The sequence below is a fragment of the Mesorhizobium sp. B2-4-13 genome, assembly GCF_006658535.1.
GTDB lineage: Bacteria > Pseudomonadota > Alphaproteobacteria > Rhizobiales > Rhizobiaceae > Mesorhizobium > Mesorhizobium australicum.
Genome location: NZ_VFVB01000010.1, coordinates 19,418 through 44,513 on the forward strand (window position 1 = coordinate 19,418; position 25,096 = coordinate 44,513).

The 25,096-nt window shown below is 63.1% G+C and carries 26 protein-coding genes; 14 read left to right on the top strand and 12 right to left on the bottom strand.

What is annotated here, in order from left to right:
* Positions 1 to 114 precede the first annotated feature (114 nt).
* From FJ936_RS24035 to FJ936_RS24045, 3 genes are all read right to left on the bottom strand, one after another.
* On the bottom strand, positions 115 to 942 hold the full coding sequence (locus FJ936_RS24035) for an AraC family transcriptional regulator (RefSeq protein WP_140615490.1): 828 nt from the start codon (positions 940 to 942) through the stop codon (positions 115 to 117).
* A gap of 178 nt (positions 943 to 1,120) precedes the next feature.
* Positions 1,121 to 2,119, bottom strand: a complete 999-nt coding sequence (locus FJ936_RS24040) for an ABC transporter permease (protein WP_015317104.1) — start codon at positions 2,117 to 2,119, stop codon at positions 1,121 to 1,123.
* 61 nt (positions 2,120 to 2,180) lie between these two features.
* Positions 2,181 to 2,924 carry an ATP-binding cassette domain-containing protein gene (locus FJ936_RS24045; RefSeq protein ID WP_140615494.1) on the bottom strand — a complete coding sequence of 248 codons (744 nt, stop codon included), beginning with the start codon at positions 2,922 to 2,924 and terminating at the stop codon, positions 2,181 to 2,183.
* A 449-nt stretch (positions 2,925 to 3,373) separates the two neighbouring features.
* Here FJ936_RS24045 and FJ936_RS24050 point away from each other — a divergent pair, with 449 nt between their 5' ends.
* Positions 3,374 to 4,363: a sugar-binding protein gene (locus tag FJ936_RS24050; protein WP_140615496.1), complete on the top strand. Its 990-nt coding sequence runs from the start codon at positions 3,374 to 3,376 to the stop codon at positions 4,361 to 4,363.
* A gap of 187 nt (positions 4,364 to 4,550) precedes the next feature.
* The gene (locus tag FJ936_RS24055; RefSeq protein WP_140615498.1) at positions 4,551 to 5,333 is read left to right on the top strand and encodes a FadR/GntR family transcriptional regulator; all 783 of its coding nucleotides are present in this window, start codon (positions 4,551 to 4,553) and stop codon (positions 5,331 to 5,333) included.
* Between the two features lie 21 nt (positions 5,334 to 5,354).
* Here the strand turns inward: FJ936_RS24055 and FJ936_RS24060 are convergent, their stop codons facing one another.
* Positions 5,355 to 6,293: an NAD(P)-dependent oxidoreductase gene (locus FJ936_RS24060; protein WP_140615500.1), complete on the bottom strand. Its 939-nt coding sequence runs from the start codon at positions 6,291 to 6,293 to the stop codon at positions 5,355 to 5,357.
* A gap of 120 nt (positions 6,294 to 6,413) precedes the next feature.
* On the opposite strand from FJ936_RS24060, the gene FJ936_RS24065 reads away from it, so the two are divergent.
* From FJ936_RS24065 to FJ936_RS24075, 3 genes are all read left to right on the top strand, one after another.
* Entirely contained in the window at positions 6,414 to 7,310 is an 897-nt protein-coding gene (locus FJ936_RS24065) for an NAD(P)-dependent oxidoreductase (protein ID WP_140790331.1), read from the top strand.
* A 101-nt stretch (positions 7,311 to 7,411) separates the two neighbouring features.
* Positions 7,412 to 8,188 (top strand): FadR/GntR family transcriptional regulator, encoded by a 777-nt coding sequence (locus FJ936_RS24070; protein WP_140790328.1) that lies wholly within the window; start codon positions 7,412 to 7,414, stop codon positions 8,186 to 8,188.
* Positions 8,189 to 8,342: 154 nt separating this feature from the next.
* Positions 8,343 to 8,786 (top strand): SRPBCC family protein, encoded by a 444-nt coding sequence (locus FJ936_RS24075; RefSeq protein WP_023769571.1) that lies wholly within the window; start codon positions 8,343 to 8,345, stop codon positions 8,784 to 8,786.
* A 78-nt stretch (positions 8,787 to 8,864) separates the two neighbouring features.
* Here the strand turns inward: FJ936_RS24075 and FJ936_RS24080 are convergent, their stop codons facing one another.
* A complete protein-coding gene (locus FJ936_RS24080; RefSeq protein WP_015317112.1) occupies positions 8,865 to 9,155 on the bottom strand; it encodes a DUF3175 domain-containing protein in 291 nt (96 codons plus the stop codon).
* A 171-nt stretch (positions 9,156 to 9,326) separates the two neighbouring features.
* On the opposite strand from FJ936_RS24080, the gene FJ936_RS24085 reads away from it, so the two are divergent.
* The 7 genes from FJ936_RS24085 (at position 9,327) to FJ936_RS24115 (ending at position 17,293) form a co-directional block, all read left to right on the top strand.
* Positions 9,327 to 10,556: an MFS transporter gene (locus FJ936_RS24085; RefSeq protein ID WP_140714483.1), complete on the top strand. Its 1,230-nt coding sequence runs from the start codon at positions 9,327 to 9,329 to the stop codon at positions 10,554 to 10,556.
* Positions 10,557 to 10,715: 159 nt separating this feature from the next.
* Complete coding sequence (locus tag FJ936_RS24090) at positions 10,716 to 11,744, top strand: LacI family DNA-binding transcriptional regulator (protein ID WP_141907091.1); 1,029 nt, start codon at positions 10,716 to 10,718, stop codon at positions 11,742 to 11,744.
* A gap of 287 nt (positions 11,745 to 12,031) precedes the next feature.
* On the top strand, positions 12,032 to 13,159 hold the full coding sequence (locus FJ936_RS24095) for a sugar ABC transporter substrate-binding protein (protein ID WP_023769574.1): 1,128 nt from the start codon (positions 12,032 to 12,034) through the stop codon (positions 13,157 to 13,159).
* A 75-nt stretch (positions 13,160 to 13,234) separates the two neighbouring features.
* Positions 13,235 to 14,782: a sugar ABC transporter ATP-binding protein gene (locus FJ936_RS24100; RefSeq protein ID WP_140790323.1), complete on the top strand. Its 1,548-nt coding sequence runs from the start codon at positions 13,235 to 13,237 to the stop codon at positions 14,780 to 14,782.
* A complete protein-coding gene (locus FJ936_RS24105) occupies positions 14,779 to 15,759 on the top strand; it encodes an ABC transporter permease (protein ID WP_140665363.1) in 981 nt (326 codons plus the stop codon). The genes FJ936_RS24100 and FJ936_RS24105 overlap by 4 nt, the downstream gene beginning before the upstream one ends.
* Complete coding sequence (locus tag FJ936_RS24110; protein WP_015317118.1) at positions 15,756 to 16,742, top strand: ABC transporter permease; 987 nt, start codon at positions 15,756 to 15,758, stop codon at positions 16,740 to 16,742. The genes FJ936_RS24105 and FJ936_RS24110 overlap by 4 nt, the downstream gene beginning before the upstream one ends.
* Positions 16,743 to 16,744: 2 nt before the next feature.
* The gene (locus FJ936_RS24115; protein WP_140790320.1) at positions 16,745 to 17,293 is read left to right on the top strand and encodes a gluconokinase; all 549 of its coding nucleotides are present in this window, start codon (positions 16,745 to 16,747) and stop codon (positions 17,291 to 17,293) included.
* Here FJ936_RS24115 and FJ936_RS24120 read toward each other — a convergent pair.
* From FJ936_RS24120 to FJ936_RS24130, 3 genes are all read right to left on the bottom strand, one after another.
* Positions 17,288 to 18,436, bottom strand: a complete 1,149-nt coding sequence (locus tag FJ936_RS24120) for a hypothetical protein (protein ID WP_140790318.1) — start codon at positions 18,434 to 18,436, stop codon at positions 17,288 to 17,290. The two genes, FJ936_RS24115 and FJ936_RS24120, sit on opposite strands and share 6 nt — an antisense overlap.
* A gap of 10 nt (positions 18,437 to 18,446) precedes the next feature.
* On the bottom strand, positions 18,447 to 18,896 hold the full coding sequence (locus tag FJ936_RS24125) for an Rrf2 family transcriptional regulator (protein WP_140790316.1): 450 nt from the start codon (positions 18,894 to 18,896) through the stop codon (positions 18,447 to 18,449).
* Positions 18,897 to 19,146: 250 nt separating this feature from the next.
* On the bottom strand, positions 19,147 to 20,133 hold the full coding sequence (locus FJ936_RS24130) for a sulfate ABC transporter substrate-binding protein (protein ID WP_140790314.1): 987 nt from the start codon (positions 20,131 to 20,133) through the stop codon (positions 19,147 to 19,149).
* A gap of 245 nt (positions 20,134 to 20,378) precedes the next feature.
* On the opposite strand from FJ936_RS24130, the gene FJ936_RS24135 reads away from it, so the two are divergent.
* Entirely contained in the window at positions 20,379 to 20,660 is a 282-nt protein-coding gene (locus tag FJ936_RS24135) for a DUF1778 domain-containing protein (protein WP_140790301.1), read from the top strand.
* On the top strand, positions 20,660 to 21,145 hold the full coding sequence (locus FJ936_RS24140) for a GNAT family N-acetyltransferase (RefSeq protein ID WP_140790414.1): 486 nt from the start codon (positions 20,660 to 20,662) through the stop codon (positions 21,143 to 21,145). Before FJ936_RS24135 ends, FJ936_RS24140 begins: the two co-directional genes overlap by 1 nt.
* A 44-nt stretch (positions 21,146 to 21,189) precedes the next feature.
* Here FJ936_RS24140 and FJ936_RS24145 read toward each other — a convergent pair whose 3' ends face one another.
* From FJ936_RS24145 to FJ936_RS24160, 4 genes are read right to left on the bottom strand one after another with little or no spacing between them, the layout of a single operon-like run.
* Positions 21,190 to 22,230: a sulfate/molybdate ABC transporter ATP-binding protein gene (locus tag FJ936_RS24145; RefSeq protein WP_015317125.1), complete on the bottom strand. Its 1,041-nt coding sequence runs from the start codon at positions 22,228 to 22,230 to the stop codon at positions 21,190 to 21,192.
* Positions 22,231 to 22,242: 12 nt separating this feature from the next.
* Positions 22,243 to 23,127 (bottom strand): sulfate ABC transporter permease subunit CysW, encoded by an 885-nt coding sequence (gene cysW / locus FJ936_RS24150; RefSeq protein ID WP_015317126.1) that lies wholly within the window; start codon positions 23,125 to 23,127, stop codon positions 22,243 to 22,245.
* Entirely contained in the window at positions 23,120 to 23,971 is an 852-nt protein-coding gene (cysT, locus tag FJ936_RS24155; protein ID WP_015317127.1) for a sulfate ABC transporter permease subunit CysT, read from the bottom strand. Before cysT ends, cysW begins: the two co-directional genes overlap by 8 nt.
* A 22-nt stretch (positions 23,972 to 23,993) precedes the next feature.
* Entirely contained in the window at positions 23,994 to 25,022 is a 1,029-nt protein-coding gene (locus FJ936_RS24160; protein ID WP_140790299.1) for a sulfate ABC transporter substrate-binding protein, read from the bottom strand.
* Positions 25,023 to 25,096 lie beyond the last annotated feature (74 nt).

Genomic DNA, 25,096 nt, shown 5'->3' on the forward strand with positions numbered 1-25,096 from the left:
AAGATGTTCCCTTGCGAATTTCGTTGCGGCAAGGGTAGGGCGCTAGAGCGCACAGCGCTTATCAATGCGTCTTGAGCATCTATCAACCAGTCTGAAAAACAGATGGCTGCCGGCTCAGGCCATTGCCCGCGCGGCCTCGCGGTAGAGCGTCGGCGGCACGCCGACATGGTCACGGAAGAAGCGCGAGAAATTGCCTTGCGTGGTGAAGCCGAGATTGCAGGCGACCGAGATCAGCGGCTCCCGCGACCATTGCAACTGCCGCACCGCTTCCTCCATGCGCAGCGTGTTCCAGTAGACGTTGGGCGTCAGGTTGGTCTGTTCCTTGAACAAGGCGAAGAAATGCGGCCGCGAAAGGCCAACGGCGCGGGCAACGTCGTCGAAGGAGATGCGTTCGCAGACATTGGCCTTCATCAGCTGGATCGCCTTGCGGACGCGGAAATCCTGCACGGTGTTTATGCGGCCGCGCGCTTCCTGCGGCGCCGAGGCGTCGGCGGCATCGAGCACCGAGTCGATGAAGCGCTCGATCTCGTAATTGGCGACATCGTCGACGCTCTCATTGTCGGTGAGATGGTCGAGCAGGCTGGCCGCCGCCTGGTGCAGCCAAGGTTCGAGCGCGATCGCCGCCCGCGAAAACAGCGGCGCGCTGGATGGCAGGTCGCGCCTGCGGCGGGCCCAGTCGGGATCGATGTAGAAGGCGAGAAACAGACCGGGCGTCCCGTTTTGCGCCAGGACATGGCTGTGGGGCTGGAAGGAATTGATGCCGGCGGCGGTGCGAGGGCCGAGGCGGACCGTCTCGCGGCCGATGGTCATCTCGCCGGCGGTGCCTTCGAGCCAGATGATCAGATGTGCCTCGACATGGGCATGGGTGACGAAGTCGCTCGCGACATTCAGGACAGAAACATGTCCGAACCGGCCCCAGTAGAGCCTGATCGCTTCCGTCATGGCATATCCTCCCGCAAGCGACTGGCCTCCCTTCGCCTGCAGGGAGGATTGTGCGGCCGGTTTTCGGCATCCGTCAAGGCATCGGCTGTTGGCCGCTACCAATGGAGGTTGGCTTCAGCCGATTTTCAGACTGAGCGATAGGATCAGAACGAATAGCGCTTCGACGGCGAAGAGCCCCTCAATCGCTGCGCCTGAAATTGCGGATACGGTCGAACAGAACCGCGAGCAGGATGGCGCCGCCGATGAAGGTGCCTTGCCAGAAGGCGTTGATGCCGAGCAAGCCAAGGCTGTTGCGGATCACCTCGATGAGGGCGGCACCGACGATGGCGCCAAAGGCGGTGCCGACGCCGCCGGCCAAATTGGCGCCACCGATGACGGTGGCGGCGATCACTTGCAGTTCCATGCCGTTGCCGAGATTGGTGGTGACAGCGCCGAGCCAGCCGGTTTCGATGATGCCGGCAATGCCGGCCGACAGCGCCGAGATCATGTAGACGGCGACCTTGATCTGGCGCACCGGCACGCCCGTCAGCGTCGCGGCGTGCTCGTTGCCGCCAATGGCAAAGATGTGGCGGCCGAACTTCGTCCAGCGCAGGACAAAACCGGTGATCAGGGCCAAAAGGATCGTGTAGAGCACCGGGTTGGCGATGCCGAACACCCAGGCGCCGCCGCCGAGTGCCAGCAGCTTGTCGTGGTCCGGGCCGAACTGGAAGACGACGGTGTTGTTGGAGGCGACCATGGCGAGGCTGCGGGCGATCGACAGCATGCCGAGCGTCACCACGAAGGGCGGAAAGCCCAGATAGGCGATAAAAATGCCGTTGAAGGCGCCGATGACGAGCGCGGTGGCGATCGAGGCCAGAATGCCGATCTCGATCGAATAGCCGGCATGCATGGTGACGGCCAGCACCATCGAGCACAGGCACAGCACAGAGCCGACCGACAGGTCGATGCCACCGGTGATGATGACGAAGGTCATGCCGAGCGCCACGATGGCGACGAAGGTGATGTTGCGGGTGATGTTGTAGAGGTTCTTCGAGGTGGCGAAGGCATCGGTGGCGAAGGACAGGAAGATGCAGGCCAGGATGACGGCGACCACCACCCAGAAAGTCTGGCTGGAGAACAGGCGCGACAGGAAAGTGTGCTGCTTCTGCGCGATCGTCTGGTCAAGGGTGACTGCCATTATCGACCTTTCCTGCCGGCAGCGAAACGCGCCAGCGCAATGAAACCCGGTTTTATCGCTCTCACGCCGCCTGCTCGATGGCGCCGGTGATCAGCCCGGTGACTTCCTCGGGCGAGCTCGACGCGATCGCCTTGTCGGCGACCTTCCTGCCGCGCCGCATCACGATAACGCGGTCCGCAACGTCGAAGACGTCGGGCATGCGATGGCTTATCAGCACCACCGCGATGCCCTGGTTACGCAGGTTGCGGATGAGGTTGAGCACTTCGGCGACCTGCCGCACCGAGATCGCCGCCGTCGGCTCGTCCATCAGCACGATCTTGGCCTGCGACAGCATTGTGCGGGCGATCGCCACGGCCTGGCGCTGTCCGCCCGACATCTGCTTGACGAGATCGCGCGGGCGCGTCTCGGATTTCAGCTCGGCGAAGATATGGCCGGCGCGCTTGTACATCGCCGCATAGTCGAGGATGCGGAACGGGCCGACGCCACGGCGCAGTTCGCGGCCGAGATAGACATTGGCCGCGGCCGTCAGATTGTTGCAGAGCGCCAGGTCCTGGTGGACGATCTCGATGCCGTGCTGGCGGGCCTCGACAGGCTTATGCAGGATGAGTTCCTTGTCGTCCATGCGCATCGTGCCGTGGCTCGGGCGGAAATTGCCGGCGATCATCTTGACCAGCGTCGACTTACCGGCGCCGTTGTCGCCCATCAGGCCGACGACCTCTCCGGGCTCGATCGACAGCGACACGTCGTTGACCGCCTGGATGGCGCCGAAATGCTTCGAGATGTTGGTGAGTTCGAGAACCGCCACCCGTCTTTGCCTCCCATGCCTGGCCCATCCGCACGCGGACAGGCGACAGCTTCCATTGGCTTTCCCCAGCTCCTCCCGGGGGCAGCGATGCGGTCATTTACGCGAATGGCATCGCGGGCGTCAATTGTCGAACAGGCAATTGTCAGACGAATAGTGCCGTGCAGATTTTGAAAAATCAGTTTTGTAGGACAAATCGCATTGACGTTGGCGGCAAGCCGTTATTAGTTGAGCGTCGGAGGAAGACATGCCGGCTTTGACGACGCCATCGGCGGCGCCAACGGCAAGAAGGTTTTGGCGATCGTGCAGCGTCGTCGCTGGGAGGGTCGCATCTGAAAATGCTTATCGGCCTGGCCGGATTGATTGGGCGCACGCGTCTCAGTCATCTCGCATCCCGGCTGGTTTGTGTGGCGGGCACGCCGTGTCCGTCTGGTTGCAAAGGGAGGACTGACATGAGGAAAACAGTATTGCTCGCCGCCGTCGCCGCCATGGCGTTGGGCGCCGGGCCGGCTTTGGCCAAGAAGCAGCTCGTCATCGTGGTGAAAGGTCTCGACAATCCGTTCTTCGAGGCCATCCACCAGGGCTGCGAGAAATGGAACAAGGAAAACGCCAGCTCGGAATATGAATGCTTCTACACCGGCCCGGCATCGACTTCCGACGAGGCCGGCGAGGCGCAGATCGTGCAGGATATGCTGAGCAAGGCCGACACGGTGGCGATGGCGATCTCGCCGTCCAACGCGCCACTGATCGCACAGACGATCAAGAGCGCCAATCCGTCGATCCCGATCATGACCGTCGACGCCGACCTCGCCAAGGAAGACGCGGCACTGCGCAAGACCTATCTCGGCACCGACAACTACCTGATGGGCAAGAAGATCGGCGAGTACATCAAGAAGGCCAAGCCGAATGGTGGCACGATCTGCACCATCGAGGGCAATCCGGCGGCCGACAACATCTTGCGTCGTGCACAAGGCATGCGCGACGCGCTGACGGGCAAGGAAGGCCTCACGGCACTTGCCGGCGAAGGCGGCTGGACGGAAGTCGCCGGCTGCCCGGTATTCACCAATGACGACGGAGCCAAGGGCGTTCAGGCGATGACCGACATCCTCGCCGCCAATCCCAAGCTCGACGCGTTCGGCATCATGGGCGGCTGGCCGCTGTTCGGCGCGCCGCAGCCCTACCGCGACCTGGTCGGACCGCTCAAGGACCGGCTGGCCAAGAACGACTTCGTCATCGGCGCCGCCGACACGATCGGCGACGAGGTGGCCATCGCCAGGGACGGCCTTGTCACCGCGCTGGTCGGCCAGCGGCCCTTCGAAATGGGCTACAAGGCACCATCGGTGATGATCGACCTGGTCGAAGGCAAGAAGGTTGACGATCCGGTCTTCACCGGTCTCGACGAATGCACCAAGGACACGGTCGACACCTGCATCCAGAAATAGGCCGCGATTTCGGGGCGCTCGCCAACGAGCGCCCCGTTTCCTCCAATTCTTCAACAGGACGCCTTGGTTGGGGCAATCGGAGCCCGGCTTTGACGCGTCAGTGGTTTGGATTTTCGGCAACGGGATCGGTGCGCCGCGCGGGTTTGGATCAATCCGGGTGACTGGCGGCCGACCTATTGGAACGTGGATGCCGGACGAGAAGGCAAAGAAAAAAGCCGGCCGGGCCAAGGCGCAAGCCAGCCACGACCCGGCAGCCATGCGCAGGGTGGATGCGGCGCACTTTCCCGGGTCCAGCGTCCATGCCTCGCTCGCCAGCGAGATTGGCCTCAGGATCGTGCGCGGCGACTATCCGCCTGGCAGCATCCTGCCCAATGAGGCCAAATGGGCCGAAACCTTCAATGTCAGCCGTTCGGCGGTGCGCGAGGCGATCAAGATGCTGATGGCCAAGAGCCTTCTGGCGTCGCGGCCAAAGATCGGGAGTTGGGTCGAGCCGAAGGAGCGCTGGAACCTGCTCGACCGCGACGTGCTGGCCTGGTACGCGACCGCGCCGGATCGCGAAGCGTTCCTTCGCACCGTGCAGGAGTTCCGCCACATCATCGAACCGGAAGCATCCGCCTTTGCCGCAATACGGCGCAGCGACGAGCAGATGGCCGAGATCAGCCTGGCCTGCCGGGAGATGGGCGAGGCGGCCAACCTGCCCGAGCGCATCCGTGCCGACACGCGCTTCCACCTCGCCATCCTGCGGGCCTCGGGCAACGACCTTCTGGTGCCGCTCGGCGTGTTGATCGAATCGGCGCTCGACCATCTCTTCATCTTCACCACACGCCAGGTCGGCGATCAACGGCGGGCACAGAAACTGCACGAGGCGATCGAGAAAAGCATCCGCCTGCAGCGGCCAGCCGCGGCGCGCAACGCCGTGCACAAGCTGCTTGCCGACACCGATGAGGGGATCGGAAGGGGCCGGCGCTAAGGCCAGCCGACCGTCCGGGTCTCAGATCGTCTGCTTCCTTCCATCCTTCGTCGGCATCAGGTCGATGCCATTGACCTTGGCGATGTGCGTGGCCAGCATCGGCACGAACTGCTCGGCCGGGCCGGTTGCGTGAGCGCCGGCGAAGGCGTTCTTGGTGGCGTTGCCGAGCGGATTGGCGATGCCCGCCGCCCCCGCCATCGATTCCAGATAAGTCAGGTCCTTGAAGGCATTGGCTATGGTGAATTTGTGGGCGTCGCGGTCGCCTTCCAGCGTCCAGCGCATGAAGGTCTGATAGAACCCGCAATCCATGCGGCCATTGCGGATGACGCTGTCGAAACGCGGCGGCGAGATGCCGACCTTCTCCGCCAGTGCCAAGGCCTCGGAATAGAGGGCGGCGTAGCCCAGCGAGATGAAATTGTTGAGCAGCTTCATGCGGTGGCCGTCTCCGGTATCGCCAATATGCACGATGCGGCCGGCCCAGGTGTCGATCACCGGCTTGACCCTGGCAAAGACGGCATCGGGTGCGCCGACCATGGCGTCGAGCGTGCCTTCCCAGGCTTCCTTCGGCGTGCGGCTGAGCGGCGCGTCGACATAGTCGACGCCGAGCGCCTTGAGTTCCGCGGCAAGTGCCACGGTCGAGACCGGATCCGAGGTCGAGCAGTCGACGACGACCGCCCCCTTCTTCAAACCCTCCTTGAGGCCATCGGGACCGCGAATGATAGCCTCGACCTCGCGCGAGCCGGTGACGCAGATGAAGACGATATCGGATGCCGCCGCCACATCGCGGGAAGTCGATGCCTCACGAGCGCCTCGGCCGAGAAGATCCTCCGCCGGTTTGCGGTTCTTGCGGCCGAGGAAGGTCAGGGAATATCCCTTGTCGACGATGTTCTTGGCGATGCCGTGCCCCATCAATCCGAGGCCGACAAAGCCGATCTTCTCACCCGTAGCGGTCGTGTTCATGCTGTCTGTCCTGTTCCGTGATTATCGATAATGTCGCCGCTGTTTTAGCCATAGACGGTTGCAGAAAGCAATATTGTCTGACAATACACGTAAATCCCAGGACTTTCGTGGAGACCAGAAATGACGAAGCGGATCATGTTCACCGGCGGCAGCGGCAAGGCTGGGCGCCACGTCGTGCAATATCTGGTGGAGCAGGGTTGCCAGGTGCTCAACATCGACACCAGGCCGCTCGACAATCCCAAGGTGCGCACGCTGATCACCGACATCACCGACAGCGGCCAGGTGTTCAACGCGCTGTCTAGCTATATGGGGCTGCACGAATTCGACCCCTCGCTACGCCCGCAGCCAGTGGACGCCGTGGTGCATTTTGCTGCCATTCCACGCATCATGATCACGCCCGACAACGAGGTGTTCCGCATCAATGCAATGGGCACCTACAACATCATCGAGGCGGCGGTGAAGCTCGGCATCCGCAAGGTGATCATCGCTTCCAGCGAGACGACCTACGGCCTGGTGTTCGCCAACGAGCCGCGCGATCCCGCGTATTTCCCGCTCGACGAGGACTATGACGTCGACCCGATGGACAGCTATGCGCTGTCAAAGATCGTCAACGAGAAGACCGCGCGCGCTTTCGCGCAGCGCAATGGCACGGATATCTATGCCTTGCGCATAGGCAACGTCATCGAGCCGCATGAGTATTCGCTGTTTCCGAAATGGTTCGCCGATCCGGGCTTTCGCAAGCGTATCGCCTGGAGCTACATCGACGCGCGCGACCTTGGCCAGATCACGCTGCGCGCCGTCGAGAAGGACGGGCTGGGCTACCAGGTGTTCAATGCCGCCAATGACGATACCTCGTCCGATCTGCCGACCGCCGAACTCCTGAAGCGGTTCTATCCCGACGTGCCGGTCAAGCGCGAACTCGGTGAATACGAGACGCTGCTGTCGAACCGCAAGGCGCGCGACATGCTCGGCTTCCGCCCAGAGCACAGCTGGCGCAAATACGTCAAGACCGCCTGAGCGAGCTCGAATCACGGCTGGGTTGTGCATAGAGGCCGGCTTTGTGGCCCCACGCCCGCACCGCGCTTGACAGCCTCCCTAAACCGGCCTTTCTGGAATGCATGCGGGACGCGAAGCCGAACAAGGAAAAATCGCCGAAAAAGGCTGTAGCCGCCGATCGTCCGGCCGGTGTTCGGCGAGCCGACGCGGCACGTATTCCGGGCTCCAGCGTGCACACATCACTGGCCAGCGAGATTGGGCTCAGGATCGTGCGCGGCGATTATCCGCCCGGCACCATCCTGCCCAATGAGGCCAAATGGTCGGAGACGTTCAGCGTCAGCCGCTCGGCGGTGCGCGAGGCGATCAAGATGCTGATGGCCAAGAGCCTGCTCGCATCGCGCCCCAAGATCGGCAGCTGGGTCGAACCCAGGGAACGCTGGAACCTGCTCGACCGCGATGTGCTCGCCTGGTACGCGACGTCGCCCGACCGCGAGGTTTTCCTGAAGACGGTGCAGGAATTCCGCCACATCATCGAGCCGGAAGCGACCGCATTCGCCGCCATGCGGCGCACCGACGAGCAGATGGCCGAGATCAGCCAGGCCTGCCGGGAGATGGGAGAGGCGAAAAGCTTGCAGGAACGGACCCGTGCCGACACCCGCTTCCACCTCGCCATATTGCGTGCCTCGGGCAATGATCTGCTGGTGCCGCTCGGCGTGCTGATCGAATCCGCCTTCGATCACCTGTTTGCCTACACGACCCGGGAGCTCGACGATTTGCAGCTCGCCCAGAAGATGCACGAGGCAATCGAAAAGAACATCCGCCTCCAGCGGCCGGATGCGGCGCGCAATGCCGTGCGCAAGCTGCTGGCCAATACCGACAACGTCATCCGTTCGCGATAGATTTCCGCGACACGGCCGTTGGGCGCGGGTGTTCGCGCCTTGGAATTCGAAGCAATTCGGGGCCGGACCGCACAAAATTCAAAAGCCTGTGTCGGATCGGCTGTGCGGTACCCGTCCTTGGGGCATCGAACAGAGACCACGAAGGAGTATCGACATGCCCAGCACCGTACGTCTGCACCGCGTCCTGACCACCAGCCCGGAGAAGGTCTACCGCGCGTTCCTCGAGGCCGATGCGCTTGCCAAATGGCTTCCGCCGAACGGCTTCACCTGCACGGTTCATCACTTCGAGGGCAAGGTCGGCGGTACCTTCAAGATGTCGTTCCGCAACTTCACCACTGGCGACAGCCATTCGTTTGGCGGTGAGTATGTCGAGCTCGTCGCGGGCGAACTCCTGCGCTACACCGACAGGTTCGACGATCCCAACCTGCCCGGCGAGATCCAGGTGACCGTGACGCTGAAGAAAGTGTCCGTGGGCACCGAAGTGAACATCACACAAGCCGGCATTCCAGACGCCATTCCCGCCGAAGCCTGCTATCTCGGCTGGCAGGAGTCGCTGCGGAACCTGGCCAAGCTTGTCGAACCCGAGATCAGACAATAGGGCGCGCAGACCGGCTGTTCCTCACCTCGTTTTTGATGGGGTGAGGAACAAGCTTGAGGAGCCATTGGCGGCGAGGGCCTAATCTTCTTTTGGCCGCCCGAATGCCGCACGCAATTCGTCCTTGGCGTCCTCGAGGATCTTCTTGCGAGCCGCGGGCAGGTTTTTTCCGGCTCTGTTGATATAGAAATTCAGCATCGACATGGCGGACTGGAAGGGCTCGGCCTTGCGGCGGTGGCTGTGTTCGGCCGAACGCTTGAGCGAGGCGGCGATCTTCTTGGCGTCGTCGGATTCGAACACGTGGTCCTCGAGATCCATAGCATCGCTGTGCTCGGTCACCTCGGCCGACCATTTCTGCTTGGTGGCGGTCATGGCTGGACTCCTTTGCGGGTTATCGATCGGAAACTCCAGATGCTGGCGCCGGTTCCCGCGCTCGTACCTCCCTGGAGCCACGGATTTGCCCGCCGTGGCGCTGCTGTGCGCCGAGAATGCGTCGATAGTGGCCAAAACAGCAGCGGTTGAGGCCGCCGACAGGAAACGCCTTTGTCACGAACCGACTTGAGCCGGCCCAGCCCCGGTATCGACAGTTCCTACGCCTGGATGCGCCTGGCCATCTCGATGCTGCTGGCGACGATCGGTGCGGTCGGCATGTGGGCCGTTGTCGTGGTGCTGCCGGCGGTACAGGCCGAGTTCGGCGTCGACCGCGCCGCGGCATCCATGCCTTACACCGCGACCATGGTCGGCTTTGCCGCCGGCAATGTGCTGGTCGGCCGCGCCATCGATCGCATGGGTTACTGGATTCCGGCGCTGTTTTCCTCGATCGCGCTCTCCGCCGGCCTTCTGCTCGCGGCTTTGTCGACCTCGATCCTGCAATTCACCCTTGCCCAAGGCGTGCTGATCGGTCTCGGCACATCGGTGATCTTCGGGCCGCTGATCGCCGATATATCGCACTGGTTCAACCGCCGCCGCGGCGTCGCTGTCACCGCGGCCGCGGCCGGCAACTACCTCGCCGGAGCGATCTGGCCGACCATCATGCCGACGCTGATCAAGGCGGAAGGCTGGCGCTTCACCTATGCCGCCATCGGCGTCTTCTGCCTGGTCACCATGGTGCCGCTGGTGCTTTTGCTGCGCCGCGGCGCTCCGGAAGCGGCAGCCGCCGGCCCGGCCGGAAGCCGGTCCGTGCAGCCGATGCCAATGTCTCCGGCCGCGATGCAGATGCTGCTGGTCGTCGCGGGACTGGGCTGCTGCGTGGCGATGTCGATGCCGCAAGTGCACATCGTCGCCTATTGCATGGATCTTGGCTACGGCATGGCGCATGGCGCCGACATGCTGTCGATCATGATGGCCGCGGGCGTCGTCAGCCGGCTCGCCTCGGGCTTTGTCGCCGACCGCATCGGCGGTGTCAAAACCTTGCTTATCGGCTCAGTGCTGCAATGCCTGTCGCTGCTGTTCTACATCCCGTTCGACGGGCTCGCCTCGCTCTATGTCGTGTCGCTGGTCTTCGGCTTGTCGCAAGGCGGCATCGTGCCTTGCTATGCGATCATCGTGCGCGAATACCTGCCCGCCAAGGAGGCCGGCCAGCGCATCGGCATCGTGATGATGGCGACGATTTTCGGCATGGCGATCGGCGGTTGGATGTCGGGTTGGATCTACGACCTGACCGGCTCCTATGCCGCCGCGTTCCTGAACGGCATCGCCTGGAACCTCTTGAACATACTGGCGATCGGACTGTTCATGTGGAAGGCAAGGCACAGGGCCGCCGTCGCCGCCTGAGGAAGGCCAAGCACGGCCACTTGGTGGCTCGGCTTGACAACGGGCAGTCACTGCGCGACGCCAGGGCGGATGGGTGCGGCAACAGGCCGGTGAGATGGCGACAGCAGGAAAGATCGCATTGCGGGCACGCTTCGATGGCCATGCGCATGGGCCAAGACCGTGATCAAGCCGCGTTCGCGCCGGGGCGGTGGCCGCCCAACCCTGTCGGATGTGGCACGCAAGGCCGGCGTCGGCGCCATCACCGTTTCACGCGCACTGCGCGACCCGGCACGCGTTTCCGAGGAGCTGCGCCGTCAGATCCAGGCCGCCGTCGACGAACTCGGCTATGTGCCGGACCCCAATGCACGCGCATTGGCCTCGGCGCGCGCCGAAGTGTTCGGCGTGCTGGTGCCTTCGCTGACCAACAACGTCTTCGCCGAGGTGGTGCGCGGCATCTATGACAGCCTGTCGGACAGCCCGTTCCGCATCCAGCTCGGCAATACGCACTATTCCGGACTGGAGGAAGAGCGGCTGCTGCAGCTGTTTGGCTCCCAGCGACCGGCCGCGCTCATCGTTGCCGGCATCGACCAGACGCCGGCTTCGCGAAAACTCCTGGAGAATGCCGGTTGCCCGGTGGTTCAGGTGATGGAGACCGGACCCGATCCGGTGGACATGATGATCGGCTTCTCGCATCTCGACGGTGGCCGGACGGCGACCGAGCACCTGATCGAAGCGGGATATCGCCGGATCGGCTTCATCGGTGCACGCATGGACCCGCGCTCGCAGCGGCGTCTGGCTGGTTACCGGGTGGCGATGGAGAAAGCCGGGCTCTCGGACCCGCGCCTGATCACCACAACGCCGGTGCTGTCCAGCGTGCCGCTTGGCCGTGAACTCTTCCGCGATGCGCTTGCCAAGATGCCGACGCTCGACGGCGTGTTCTGCAACAATGACGACATCGCGCTCGGCGTGCTGTTCGAATGCCATCGTGCCTCGATCGAGGTGCCGAAGACCATCGGCATTGTCGGCTTCAACGATCTCGACATGATGCAGGTGGCGTTTCCCTCGATCACCAGCATCCGCACCCATCGCTACGAAATCGGCAGTCGCGCGGTGGCCATGGCGCTTGCGGCGATATCAGGTGACAAGCCGCAGCAGCGGGTCGTCGACCTTGGCTTCGAGCTGAAGCGCCGCGAGAGCACAGCCCGCTGAAGCATTTTAGAACCTGCTGAATCAGCCTTTACAGGCATTCTTGGTAGCGCTACCATTCGAAACCGCACGACGTCAGCGTGTTGTTTATTATACATAAGCGACAGAATTTCCTTGTTTATTATTGATAATATGATACTTTCGCTACCGCTTAAGGAAGCAAGGAGGAGGAGCAGGTTGGCGCTGGCCACCTGACGTGCATGGGGCCAGGGCGGGAGGTGCTTTGGATCAACACGTCATTGCATCGCAGCTAAACAAACAAGTCAGAACTGCAACTGGGAGGAATATCGATGATCAAGTCACTCGTCGGTGGCATCGTTGCCGCCACTGCATTCGTCATGTTGAGCTCAGCGGCGATGGCCGCGGGCCCAGAAGTGGTCAAGGGACCAGCAGCCGAGCCGGACTGCTTTGCCCCATGGGCAGCCGATACGCAATTTTTCAAGTTCCCCAAAAAGGCCGGCCCATATCGCGTTGCGCTCGCCAACGGCTATATCGCCAACACTTGGCGTATCCAGATGGTGCAGACCGCCAAGGCGTATGCGGCACAGCCGGACGTCGCCAAAAAACTGAAGGAATTTAAGGTTGTGTCGACCGGCGAGGATGTCCCGGCGCAGATCTCCGCGATCAACAATTTCATCGATTCCGGCTTTGACGCCATTGTCGTCAACGCGCAGAATCCGACCGCCTTCGGGCCGGTCATCAAGCGCGCCAGGGAGGCGGGGGTCGTGCTGGTCGCCTTCGACAACATCCTCGACACCAAGGATGCCATCAACGTCAATGTCGACCAGAAGGGCCTTGGCGCATTGTGGGGCAAGTGGTTGGTCTCACATGTCCCGAACGGCGGAAAGGTGCTCGAAGTGCGCGGCGTCGCCGGCACCTCCGTCGATACGGACCGCCATGCCGGCATCCACGAGGTGCTCGACGGTTCGGGCAAGAAATGGGAAGTCACCGAGGTGGTCGGCAAATGGGACGATGGCGTTGCCCAGAAGGCTACGGCGGACGCGATTGCCACCAACGGACCGTTCGACGGCATCACCGGGCAAGGCGGTGACACCGGCATCGTGCAGGCGATGATGGATGCCAAGCATCCATTCGTTCCGTTCGGCGGCGAGACGGAGAACGGTTTTCGCAAATTCTGCGCCGCGCATGCCGGCGACGGCTTGAAGTGCTCTTCCGCCGGCACCGGCCCCGCCCAGGTGGCCGTGGCAATCAAGACGGCAATCGCGGCCCTCGAAGGCAATGTCGTGCCGCAATCGGTGAAGCTGCCGCTGGCCATTGTCGAGGATCCGAACTTCAAGGCAGGCCAGGATTTCTTCCCCGACCAGTCCGACAATTTCTTCGTCGGCAATTCCTTCCCGACCTGCGGCATCAATTTCAGCGCCCAGGAAATCATGGGGCAGACCAAGGAAAACCAGTAGTCGCTTTCTATCATCTGGCGCCGCGGCTGATCCCGCGGCGCCAGCCTGCAATCCACAATCGCCCTGGGAGGGTTGATGGACGGTGCGGCTCCACTCTTTCGCATGGAAGGCATTTCCAAGCGCTATGGCGGCGTGCGGGCGCTGGAAAAGGCCGACCTGACGGTCGAGGCCGGCAGCATCCACGCCATTCTCGGTGAAAACGGGGCTGGCAAATCGACGCTGATCAAGGTCATGGCCGGTGTCGTGGCGCCCGACGAGGGCCGCATGATGCTGGACGGGCGCGAGGTGACCTTCGCGTCGCCGGGTGCGGCGAACAAGGCCGGCATCGTCTGCATCTTCCAGGAACTGTCGCTGATCCCCGAACTCAGCGTCGCCGACAACATCGTCATTTCCGATCCGCCAAAACGCTTCGGCATGATCGACCGCAGGGCGCAGCGGCGCATCGCCGAGGATGCGCTGGCGCGCGCGGGTGCCGGCGACATCCATCCGCTGGCGCTGGTCAAGGACCTGCCGCTGTCACGACGGCAGATGGTGGAGATCGCCAAGGCGCTGGCCAGGAAACCGCGCATCCTCATCCTCGACGAAGCGACCTCGGCGCTGACGGCGGCGGATGTCGCGAAGATCTTCGGCGTCTTGAAACGACTGCGCTCGGAAGGGCTGGCGCTACTCTACATCTCGCACCGCATGAATGAGATCGCCGAACTGGCCGACCATTGCACCGTGTTCCGCAATGGCCGCAATGTCGCCAGCTACGAGGCCGGCTCGAAGAGCGACAACGAGGTGGTCGAGCTGATGATAGGCCGTGAATACAGCCATATCTTTCCGCCCAAGCCGGCGGCGGCACCCACTGGCGCCGCCCCCCGGCTCGAGGCGCGCAGATTGTCCTGGGCCGACCGGCTGCACGATGTCTCGCTGACAGTCGGGGCAGGCGAGGTGGTCGGCCTCGGCGGGCTCGACGGCCAAGGCCAGCGCGAATTGCTGCTCGCCTTCTTCGGTGTGCTGCGCGGCCTCTCCGGCGAGGTGCTGATCGACGGCAAGCCAGTGACGATCACCAGCCCGGCAGCGGCCCGCGAGGATAGCGTCGGCATGGCGCTCATCCCGGAGGACCGCAAGACCGAAGGACTGATGCTGCCGATGACGGTGCGCGAAAACCTGTCTTTCGCCGCGCTCGACCGGCTGTCGAAAGGCGGCATCATCGATCGCGCCGCCGAACAGCGGCTGATCGACGACATGGTCGGCCTGCTGGCGATCAAGACGGCGGGCCTCGACATTCCGGTCGGCGCGCTGTCGGGCGGCAACCAGCAGAAGGTGGTGATCGCCAAATGGCTGATGCGTCAGCCGCGCATCATCCTGCTCAACGACCCGACACGCGGCATCGATGTCGGCACCAAACAGGAGATCTATCAGCTGATGCGCAAGCTGGCGGATGCGGGCGCGGCGATCCTGTTCTATTCGACCGACTATGACGAACTGATCGGCTGCTGCGACCGGGTCCTGGTGCTCTATGACGGCGCCGTCAAGCGCGAGCTGGTCGGCGGCGAGATCACCGAGCGGGCGCTTATAGCGAGCGCGCTCAACATCCATGGCGAGGAGAGCCCGGTGGGCCTGGGAGCAAGCGTGTGAAAGACTGGCGCTACTGGCTGGCCGAGCAGCGCGGAACGTTGCTGGCTCTCGGCATCTTCATCGTCATGTTCGTCATCTACACCTCGAACCACCCGGCGGGCTTCACCGCCAATGTCGTGCAGACGGCGGCGAACAAGGGCGTGCTGCTTGCCTTTGTCGCCATGGCGCAGACGCTGGTCGTCATCACCTCCGGCATCGACCTGTCCGTGGGCATGATCTTCCTGCTCACCAACTGCCTGGCCTCCTGGCTGGTGGTAGGCACGCCGATGCAGACCACGCTCGGCGTCATCGCCGTGCTTGTGGCGGGCCTTCTGTGCGGCGCCGTCAACGGCGCCATCGTCATCTATGGGCGGCTGCAGCCGATCGTCGCCACCATCGCCACCGGGGCTGTCTACTACGGCATCGGACTGTTGTTGCGACCTTTCCCGGGCGGTTCGGTCAATGAGGACCTGGCCGACGCGCTGACCGGCCGCGTGTTCGGCTTTGTGCCGGCGAGCCTGGTGGTGCTGCTCGCCATCGTGCTGGTGATCTGGGTGCCGTTCAGCCGCTCGATCCTCGGCCGCGCGGCATACGCGGCGGGCTCTTCGGAAACGGCGGCCTATATGTCCGGCGTGCCGATCCGGCGCGGCAAGTTCGCCGCCTATACGCTGGCCGGGCTGCTGGCGGCGATCGGCGGGCTGTTCCTCACCTTCTTCACCTATACGGGCGAGGCTGCCTACGCGAGCGGCAACTCCTACACGTTGTTCTCGATCGCGGCGGTCGTGCTGGGTGGTGTGTCGCTGTTCGGCGGCAAGGGCAGCGCTATCGGCGCCATCTTCGGCGCCCTTGCCTTCCGCACCATTGGCGACCTGTTGTTCGTGTTCGACTTCGATCCGCTCTGGCAGCCGCTGTTTCAGGGCGTTATCCTGCTGGTCGCCGTCAGCCTCGGCGCCTTCGCCCTTTTTCGGGTCCGCAACCGGCTGGAGTGGTTCCTGTGAGCGAGACGACCTTGGGCGGCATTGCCGGCCGCATGCCGAAATTCATCCGCCGCGCCGACCCGGCGGTGCTGACCGCCTTTGCCTGCATCGTGGTGCTGCTGTTGGTCGGCAGTCTTTATTCGCGCAGCTTCCTGTCGCCTGAATATCTCCTGCAGCAGCTCAAGGTGGCCTCGTTCCTCGGCGTCATCGCCACCGGCATGATGCTGGTCATCCTGCTCGGCCAAATCGACCTGTCGGTGCCGTGGTCGGTGGCGGCGGGCGCGATGATGGCCTGCGCGGCGGCCGCCTACGGTCCGGCCGGGGTGGTGCTGGCGATCCCGTTCGGCATCTTCTGCGGCGTGCTGATCGGCATCGTCAACGGCATCGGCGTCGCCTATTTGCGCATTCCCTCAATGATCATCACGCTCGCCACCAATGCCGTCGCGCAAGGGCTGATGGTGGTCTATACCGGCGGCTTCTCGCCACAGGATTCGGCGACCGGCGCCATGCGCTACCTGGCCACCGGCTTCACCATTCCGGGCGTCCCCAACGCCGTCATCATCTGGGCGCTTATAGGGATCGCGATGGTGTTCGTGCTGACGCGCACCGGCTTCGGCCGCGCGGTCTATGGCATCGGCAACCGCGAGCGTGCCGCCTATCTCTCCGGCATCGACACGAGACGCGTGGTGATGATCGCCTTCGCTGTCTCCGGAGGGCTCTCCGCCTTCGGCGGCGTGCTGCTGGCCGGCTACGCCTCCAAGGCGGCGCAGTCGATGGGCGATGCCTATCTGCTACCGTCGATCGCAGCCGTGGTGCTGGGCGGTACCTCGATCCTGGGCGGGCGCGGCTCCTATCTCGGCACCGTCGCCGGCGTGATCCTGATCACGCTGTTGCAATCCATCCTCTCGGTCATGCAGATGCCGGAGGCGGGACGGCAGATCATCTATGGCGTCGTCATCGTCGCCATGCTCCTGCTTTATGGCCGCGCACCGGCGAGCCGCTGACGGTGGACGAAAACGCAGCGCAGGCGCCGACGGGCGCTTCCGGTTTGGCGCCTCCGGCCATCGTGGTGATGGGTGTCGCCGGCTGCGGCAAGTCAGCCGTCGGCATCGCGCTGGCCACCGCGCTCGATGTCGTCTTCATCGAGGGCGACAGGCTGCATCCGCCCGAAAACGTCGCCCGCATGGCACGCGGCGAACCGCTCACCGATCAACTGCGCGAAGGCTGGCTCGACGCGATCGGCGAGCAGATCCAGGCCTCGATCGGCAAGCGGCAAGGTGTGGTCGCCGCCTGCTCGGCGCTGAAGCGCGGTTATCGCGAGCGCCTGCGCGGTTTTTGCCCTGATATCGTCTTCCTCTATCTGGAGATCGATCCCGCCACCGCGCGGCGGCGCGTTGGCAACCGCAAGGGCCATTTCATGCCGGCAAGCCTGGTTGACAGCCAGTTCGCCATCCTTGAGCCGCCGGGGCAAGACGAGCGGGCACTGACGCTCGACGCGACACGGCCGGTCGACGAACTCGTCGCCCAGGCAATGCGCTTGATACGCCCGTCATGAGCCTTCTTCGGCGCTGATGCCGATGCCGTCCTGGGCTTCCGTCAACCGCTCATGGCGCGACCAGGACATCATCTGCTCGGGGCACTCTTTCAGCGCCTGCAGCAGGCGGTCGCGTTTGAGCAAGATGTAGCGTGCCTGCAGGGCCATGTTCTTGGCTCCGTCCCTGATTGTGTCCACTGACTGGGGCGCCGGTGCCGCCGGCACCAGTTCGGGGCTCAAGACGGCGCGATATTCCCGGAAGGGAACGACCTCGAATGTCGACATCGCAAACAGGGCCGTCTTGCCGCGGGCGGCGAAATTCGCCGGTGCCGAGGCAAGGTGCGTCCAGCCGCTTTCGCCAAGCGCGGTTTCGGTGAAGGTCGAGCCGGCGTGGATTGTGTTGGTCATCATCACGAGGCTGTTCTGCCTCAGCATCTTCTGAATGCGGATGGTGACCTGATAGGCGTCGTCACGGTCGAAGACGATCCGGCTTTTCAGGAACCGGTTCTCGACACGAACCATCGGTGGATTGAGAAAGCGCTGGCCGAATGCCGTCTCGGAAACGCCATGCGTGTTGACGCTGACCTGATGCGCTTCGATGCCGGCCTCATGCATGGCGCGCTTGCCGATCATTGTCTGGGCGGTGAACTGATCGCACCAGAGGATCGCGCCATGGCCGCGTTGCAAAGCGGCCTGCAAGTCCTCAAGCCCTTCCAGCCGGATCGCCGGCGTCCAGCGACGGGCGACCAGATGCGCGGCAAGCTGCATGCGGCGGCGATGGCGCGCCGCGAGCAATGCCTCGAACAGCTTGCGCGCATCGATGTCGCTGCCGAGCACCGCGCGCGTTGCGGCGGCATATCCGGGGAAATCCTTGCGCATATGGCGCTTCAGGCGAAACCTCGACGCCCAATCGCAGATCGGCGACCACCAGCGCACCGGCAGCACCGCCGCGACCGCGAGGTAGAAGAGGGCGGCCAGGCTTTCGCGAAGATCCCTGGTGGAGAAGCGGCGGAGCTTGCCGGCGTTAAGCTGCTTGCGGCTGAAGAACCGCACGTCCTCGGCATATTCGGGGACAAAGACGTCGGTGATGATCTCGGTGCGGAAGCTGGCTGCCGATGGCTTGCGGCGGGCTTTTCGGGATTTCGTGAACCGCGACAGCCTCATTCGCCCGGCTCTAGATCTGGGATGTCAACTCGACCGGAAAATCGTCGTTGTCGGCATCGCGCATGGCGGCGAGGCTGCGGTTGTCCAGCACCTCGGCGATCGCCTGGCGCACTTCCAGCATCATGTGCCGGACCTGGCAGGTCGCTTCGTCGCAATCCTCGCAGCGCTGGTACTGCGTGCGGCTGGCGCAAGGTATCGGCGCCAGCGGACCGTCCAGCACACGCACGACATGGCCGATCTTGATCTCGGAAGCGGGGCGGGCGAGGCGATAGCCGCCTTCCTTGCCCTTGCGGCTCTGGACGAAGCCGGCGTTGCGCAATTCGCCCAGTATGGCATCGAGGAATTTCTTCGGGATGTTGTTGGCGACGGCGACGTCGTTGACGAAGGCCAATTGGCCAATCGGAAGATTGGAAAGATGCACGAGGGCCTTGAGGCCGTATTTGCCTTTTTTCGTCAGCATGCCCGAGTCAACCCGTTGAAGCCCCAACCACCCCGCATCTGGCGGCTGTTTGTGTGCAAATGATGACGGCATTGCTTCCACCCTGCCGTTTCGCGAAAACAAGCCATTGGAAAGGCATGTTTGGCACATACGCGTTGATTGTTTGTAACGTTTTGCACGAAGGGCGCCGGATTTGCCTATCGGCTGCCTAGACAAGAAAAGCCGGCCCCGGGGCCGGCTCTCCTGATCTTTCTATCGGACCGCTGAAACTTTACCGGCTGCCATAAGCTTGGTCGAGCAGGCCGCCGGCGGCGAAATGCTCTTTTTGGACCTTGTCCCAACCGCCGAAGACGTCTTCCACCGTCAGCAGGCGCACGTCCGGAAAATCGGCCTTGTATTTGGCCGCTACAGCCGCGTCGCGTGCGCGCAGGCCATTCTCGGCGGCGATGCCTTGGCCCTCGGGCGTATAGAGGAAGTCGAGATAGCTCTTGGCGAGGTCACGCGTGCCGTGTTCGTCGGCGACCTTGTCGACGATCGCCACCGGGAATTCCGCCAGAAGGCTGACCGAAGGGGTGACCTGCTCGAACTTGTCGTCGCCATATTCCTTGCGGATGCCGCGCGTCTCGGATTCGAAGGTGATCAGCACGTCGCCGATCTCGCGCTGCACGAAAGTGGTGGTCGCGGCGCGCCCGCCGGTGTCGAAGATCGGCACGTTGTTGAACAGCTTGGTGATGAACTCCTTCACCTTGGCGTCGTCGCCCTTGAAGGCTTCCTTGGCGTAGGCGGTGGCCGCCAGATAGGTGTAGCGCGCGTTGCCCGACGTCTTCGGATTGGGGAAGATCACCTGCACGTCGTCGCGCACGAGGTCGCTCCAGTCCTTGATGTGCTTGGGGTTGCCCGCGCGGACGAGAAACGAAGGCAGCGAATAGAAGGGCGAGGCGTTGTCTGGAAAATCCTTCTGCCAGTCGGCCGAGACGAGGCCCTTCTTGACCAGGAAGTCGACATCGGTGACCTGGTTGAAGGTGACGACATCGGCGCCGAGGCCCTCGGCTATGGCACGCGCCTGCGCCGAGGTGCCGGCATGGGACTGGTCGATGCTGACGCCCGGATGCTTGGCGATAAAGGCCTTGTTGACCTGCACGAAGAGTTCGCGGCCGACGTCATAGGAGGCGTTGAGCAGCTTGTCGGCCGACCAGGCCTGGGAGGATGCGAGGATGAGGCCGGCTGCGACGGCAACGCCGAGGAAAAATCGCTTCATGAAAGGGCTCCGGATGTAATGTTTTATCGTTCGAGCATAGCGAGGGTACAAAGGGGCGGCGAGGCATAGATTCAGGGCCTGGCACTCGTTGCTAGAAAACCGTTTCCCAGACAGGCTGATCCTAGGTTTTTCTTTTGAGCGGCATCATATTGGAGCTCGGTTCACGTCAACCTTTTCCCAATGGAAAGGACAAATAGATACACATTGTGTATGCGGCATGTTATGGTGAAGGAAAGGAGCCCTCCATGGCGAAAGCCGCAGCCAAAACTCACGCTAAGCCTGTCAATCTGCGCATTCGCGAGGATATGCGCATACTGATTGACCGCGCCGCGAAGCTACGCGGGAAAACCCGTTCCGATTTCATGATCGATGCCGCCTACCGCGCGGCCGAGGATACGCTCCTCGACCAAACACTGATCAAGGTGGATGCCGAGAGTTACCGGCACTATCTCGACATCCTCGATGAACCGCCAAGCGGGGAAGGTTTTGCGCGTCTTATGAACGTGCCCAAGCCATGGCAGGACTGATGCTGTCGGCGCCCACGCCGCTGGCCGGGAACCACGATCTCGAACTTTTCCAAAGCGGAACGGAAAGTCTCGACCAATGGCTTCGCCGCCGCGCACGGGCCAACCAGGTCAGTGGCGCATCTCGTACTTATGTGGTCGCGGAAGGCATACGCGTTGTCGGCTACTACTGCCTGTCTTCGGGCGGGCTTGACCTGGCGGAAGCGCCCGGCATTATTCGGCGCAACATGCCGGATCCCATTCCAATGGTCGTGCTCGGGCGTCTCGCGGTGGACACAGGCTGGCAAGGGAAGGGACTGGGTGCAGCGCTTCTGCAAGATGCCGTCCTGCGCGCCGGTCAAGCCGCGACGATCCTCGGGATACGCGGAATTTTTGTTCATGCGATATCGGACGAAGCGAAAGCCTTTTATGAGCGCCATGGCTTTGCGGCTTCCCCGAAAAATCCCATGACATTGGTGCTGTCGTTGAAAGGCCTGGTGAAAGGGTAGGCGGCCGCCCTCGACCGGGATAGGGATTGACGGCGGTCCTATCGCTACGCAGCCGGAAACAGCTTCCAGCGCCCCGGCCGGAACGCCACGCGGCTCTTCTGCGCCGCCGGATGATCGACCGGCAGTTCGATCTCGACCCGCTGGCGTTCGCCGCCGATCTCGAGCTCGACGCGCCTTGTGCCGGCGACGCGGCGGCTGGCGGCCACGGTGCCGGCGATGCAGCCGCTGCAGCCGTCCAGCAGTTCGACGTCATGCGGCCGGAAGTAGAGCATCGCGTCGCCCTCGGGCGCATGCGGCGCCGACAATCCGATCGGACGGTCGGCCAGCCAGATCTCGCCATTCTCGACCTTGACGGGAAGGGAGCTGGATTCACCGATGAAGCCGTAGACGAAAGGCGAGTTCGGCGTGTCGTAGATGTCGTCGGCGGTGCCGACCTGTTCGATGCGCCCCTGGCTCATCACCACGACGCGGTCGGCAAGCTCCAAAGCCTCTTCCTGGTCGTGGGTCACGAAGACGGTGGTGTGGCCGGTGCGGTCATGGATTTCGCGCAGCCAGCGACGCAGTTCCCGGCGCACCTGCGCATCGAGCGCGCCGAACGGCTCGTCGAGCAGCAGCACCTTGGGTTCGATGGCCATGGCGCGGGCGAGCGCCACACGCTGGCGCTGGCCGCCCGAAAGCTGCGCCGGATAGCGCTTCTCCAGCCCTGAAAGCTGGACAAGATCGAGAAGCTCGGAGGCGCGGCGGCGGATTTCGGGGGTCGACGGCCGCGTCGGCCCGTGCCGCACCTTGAGGCCGAAGCCGATATTGTCGGCCACCGTCATGTGGCGGAACAGCGCGTAGTGCTGGAAGACGAAGCCTACGTTGCGCTCCTGGATCGATTTCTGCGAAGCGTCCTCGTCACCAAAGAAGATTTTCCCACGCGTCGGGCGCTCCAGTCCGGCGATCAGCCTGAGCAGCGTCGTCTTGCCGGAGCCGGACGGTCCGAGCAGCGCGATCAGTTCGCCCGACTTGATGTCGAGCGAGACGTCGTGGAGCGCCGGAAACCGCTCGAACTCCTTGCGCACGTTGGCAACGCGAACTTCCATGCAATGAACCTTCTAATGTCCGCGCGTCGCGGCGAGTTCGGCGCCGTAGCGCATCTCGAGCAGTGTTTTCAAGACCAGCGTGACGAGCGCCAGCCCGGCAAGCAAGGAAGCGACGGCGAAGGCGCCGACGGCGTTGTACTCGTTGTAGAGGATTTCGACATGCAGCGGCATGGTGTTGGTCAGGCCGCGTATGTGGCCCGACACTACCGAAACCGCGCCGAACTCGCCCATGGCGCGCGCATTGCACAGGAGCACGCCGTAGAGCAACCCCCATTTGACGTTGGGCAAGGTCACGTACCAGAAAGCCTGCCAGCCATTGGCGCCAAGCGACAGCGCCGCCTCCTCGTCACCATTGCCCTGCTCCTGCATCAGCGGGATAAGCTCGCGCGCGACGAAGGGGAAGGTGACGAAGACGGTGGCCAGCACAATGCCCGGCACGGCGAACAGGATCTGGATGCCATGTGCCTTCAGCCATTCGCCGAGCAACCCTTGAGCACCGAAGAGAAGCACGTAGACCAGACCCGAAATGACCGGCGAAACCGAGAAGGGCAGGTCGATCAGCGTGGTCAGGAAGGCCTTGCCCTTGAACTCGAACTTGGCGATCGCCCAGGCGGCCGAGATGCCGAAGACGATGTTGAGCGGGACCGAGATCGCGGCCACCAGCAAGGTCAGGCGGATCGCCGAACGCGTGTCGGCATCGCTTAGCGATTGCAGGTAGGTGCCGACGCCTTTGGCGAAAGCTTCCTTGAAAACGATGATCAGCGGCAGCAGCAGGAAGACGGCGAGAAAGACGAAGACGATGGCCATCAGCACGGCGCGTGCCGGCCGGCTCTCGGTCACCGCCGCCGAGCGGCTCTCATGATACGGTTCGTATGATTTGATCTCGGGATCAGCCATAGCGCTTGCGGCTCCATGTCTGCACCAGATTGACGATCAACAGCATGATGAACGACAGCGCCAGCATGATCGCGGCGATCGCGGTCGCCGCCGGGTAATTGTATTCCTCGAGCCGGATGACGATCAGAAGCGGCGCGATCTCGGATTTGTAGGGCAGGTTGCCGGCGATGAAGATGACCGAGCCGTATTCGCCGACGCCGCGCGCGAAGGCCAGCGAGAAGCCGGTGATGATGGCCGGCGCCAGGCCGGGAAAGAGCACGCGGGTGATGATCTGGAAGCGGCTGGCGCCGAGGGTGGCTGCGGCTTCCTCCACTTCCTTGTCGATCTCTTCCATGATCGGCTGCACGGTTCGCACGACGAAGGGCAGGCCGATGAAGATCAGCGCAATGACGATGCCGAGCGGCGTGTAGGCGACCTTGATGCCGAGCGGCATCAGCAATTTGCCGATCCAGCCATTCGGCGCGTAGAGCGTGGTCAGCGCGATGCCGGCCACAGCCGTCGGCAGGGCGAAGGGCAGGTCGACCATGGCGTCGACGATGCGGCGGCCCGGAAAACGGTAGCGCACCAGCACCCAGGCGACGAGCGTGCCGAAGACGACATTGACGACAGCCGCGATGAACGCCGTGCCGAAGCTGATTCGAAGGGCGTTGATCGTGCGGCGATCGGTGGCGATGGCCCAGAAATCGACCCAGCCGAGAGCGGCCGAACGCCAGATCAGCCCGGATAGGGGGATGAGGATGATGAGGGTGAGGTAGGCAAGCGAGAAGCCGAGCGTCAATCCGAAACCCGGAATGACGCTCGGCTGTCTGAACCGCCACCCCGCCCGCGCGGGTGCTGTGGTCATGTCGTCCCGATCTAGGTTTAGCTCACTGGGCCGGCTTGTAGATCTGGTCGAATATACCACCGTCGCCGAAATGATAAGGCTGCGCTTTCTTCCAGCCGCCGAAAAGCGGATCGTCGATGGTGATCAGCTTGATCGGCGGCAGCTTGGCGAGATCCTGGGGCGGAACCAGTTCGGGCTTGGACGGCCTATAATGGTTCTTGGCGATGATGGTCTGGCCTTCCTTGGAATAGAGGTAGCTCAGATAGGCCTCGGCCACCTTGCGTGTGCCCTTGGCGTCGACATTGGCGTCGACCACGGCCACCGGTGGCTCGGCCAGGATGGAGGTCGGCGGATAAACGATGTCGAAATTGTCGGCGCCGAACTCGTCGAGCGCCAGATAGGCGTCGTTTTCCCAGGCGATCAGCACGTCACCCAGGCCTTTTTGCGCGAAGGTCACGGTCGAGCCGCGCGCGCCGGTGTCGAGCACGGGAGCATTGGCGTAGAGCTTGCCGACGAAGTCCTTGGTCTTGGCTTCATCGCCGCCATCATTGGCGTTGGCATAGGCCCAGGCCGCGAGATAGTTCCAGCGTGCGCCGCCCGAGGTTTTGGGGTTGGGCGTGATCACCTGGACACCGTCCTTGACGAGGTCGTTCCAGTCGTGGATGCCCTTGGGATTGCCCTTGCGGACAAGGAAGATGATCGTCGAGGTGTAGGGCGCCGAATTGTTTTCGAATTTGGTGCGCCAGTCTGGATTGATCTTCTTTGACTTCGAGACGATGGCGTTGATGTCGCCTTCGAGCGCCAGCGTCACCACATCGGCGTCGAGGCCATCGATCACCGCGCGGGCCTGGGCACCCGATCCGCCATGCGACTGCTGGATGGTCACCGTCTCGCCGGTCTCCGCCTTCCAATGCGCGGCGAAGGCCTCGTCATAGGCCCTGTAGAGCTCGCGCGTCGGATCGTAGGACACATTGAGAATGGTGGTGTCGGCAAATGCGAAACCGAGCGTGCCGAACTGGATAGATGTGGCGACCAGTGCGCCGAGCAGTTTCCTGAAATGAGGTTTGGTCATTTCTGCCTCCGTTGAACCCGCGCCAAATCTAGCGAATTGATAGAAATAAGATGCATTGAATGTTGCCTTTTTTG

Bases quoted from the DNA above. Each gene is read 5' to 3' on its own strand.
- FJ936_RS24035 (WP_140615490.1), bottom strand. From the start codon at position 942: ATGACGGAAGCGATCAGGCTCTACTGGGGCCGGTTCGGACATGTTTCT.
- FJ936_RS24040 (WP_015317104.1), bottom strand. From the start codon at position 2,119: ATGGCAGTCACCCTTGACCAGACGATCGCGCAGAAGCAGCACACTTTC.
- FJ936_RS24050 (WP_140615496.1), top strand. From the start codon at position 3,374: ATGAGGAAAACAGTATTGCTCGCCGCCGTCGCCGCCATGGCGTTGGGC.
- FJ936_RS24055 (WP_140615498.1), top strand. From the start codon at position 4,551: ATGCCGGACGAGAAGGCAAAGAAAAAAGCCGGCCGGGCCAAGGCGCAA.
- FJ936_RS24060 (WP_140615500.1), bottom strand. From the start codon at position 6,293: ATGAACACGACCGCTACGGGTGAGAAGATCGGCTTTGTCGGCCTCGGA.
- FJ936_RS24065 (WP_140790331.1), top strand. From the start codon at position 6,414: ATGACGAAGCGGATCATGTTCACCGGCGGCAGCGGCAAGGCTGGGCGC.
- FJ936_RS24070 (WP_140790328.1), top strand. From the start codon at position 7,412: ATGCGGGACGCGAAGCCGAACAAGGAAAAATCGCCGAAAAAGGCTGTA.
- FJ936_RS24075 (WP_023769571.1), top strand. From the start codon at position 8,343: ATGCCCAGCACCGTACGTCTGCACCGCGTCCTGACCACCAGCCCGGAG.
- FJ936_RS24080 (WP_015317112.1), bottom strand. From the start codon at position 9,155: ATGACCGCCACCAAGCAGAAATGGTCGGCCGAGGTGACCGAGCACAGC.
- FJ936_RS24095 (WP_023769574.1), top strand. From the start codon at position 12,032: ATGATCAAGTCACTCGTCGGTGGCATCGTTGCCGCCACTGCATTCGTC.
- FJ936_RS24100 (WP_140790323.1), top strand. From the start codon at position 13,235: ATGGACGGTGCGGCTCCACTCTTTCGCATGGAAGGCATTTCCAAGCGC.
- FJ936_RS24120 (WP_140790318.1), bottom strand. From the start codon at position 18,436: ATGAGGCTGTCGCGGTTCACGAAATCCCGAAAAGCCCGCCGCAAGCCA.
- FJ936_RS24125 (WP_140790316.1), bottom strand. From the start codon at position 18,896: ATGCTGACGAAAAAAGGCAAATACGGCCTCAAGGCCCTCGTGCATCTT.
- FJ936_RS24130 (WP_140790314.1), bottom strand. From the start codon at position 20,133: ATGAAGCGATTTTTCCTCGGCGTTGCCGTCGCAGCCGGCCTCATCCTC.
- FJ936_RS24135 (WP_140790301.1), top strand. From the start codon at position 20,379: ATGGCGAAAGCCGCAGCCAAAACTCACGCTAAGCCTGTCAATCTGCGC.
- FJ936_RS24140 (WP_140790414.1), top strand. From the start codon at position 20,660: ATGCTGTCGGCGCCCACGCCGCTGGCCGGGAACCACGATCTCGAACTT.
- FJ936_RS24145 (WP_015317125.1), bottom strand. From the start codon at position 22,230: ATGGAAGTTCGCGTTGCCAACGTGCGCAAGGAGTTCGAGCGGTTTCCG.
- cysW (WP_015317126.1), bottom strand. From the start codon at position 23,127: ATGGCTGATCCCGAGATCAAATCATACGAACCGTATCATGAGAGCCGC.
- cysT (WP_015317127.1), bottom strand. From the start codon at position 23,971: ATGACCACAGCACCCGCGCGGGCGGGGTGGCGGTTCAGACAGCCGAGC.
- FJ936_RS24160 (WP_140790299.1), bottom strand. From the start codon at position 25,022: ATGACCAAACCTCATTTCAGGAAACTGCTCGGCGCACTGGTCGCCACA.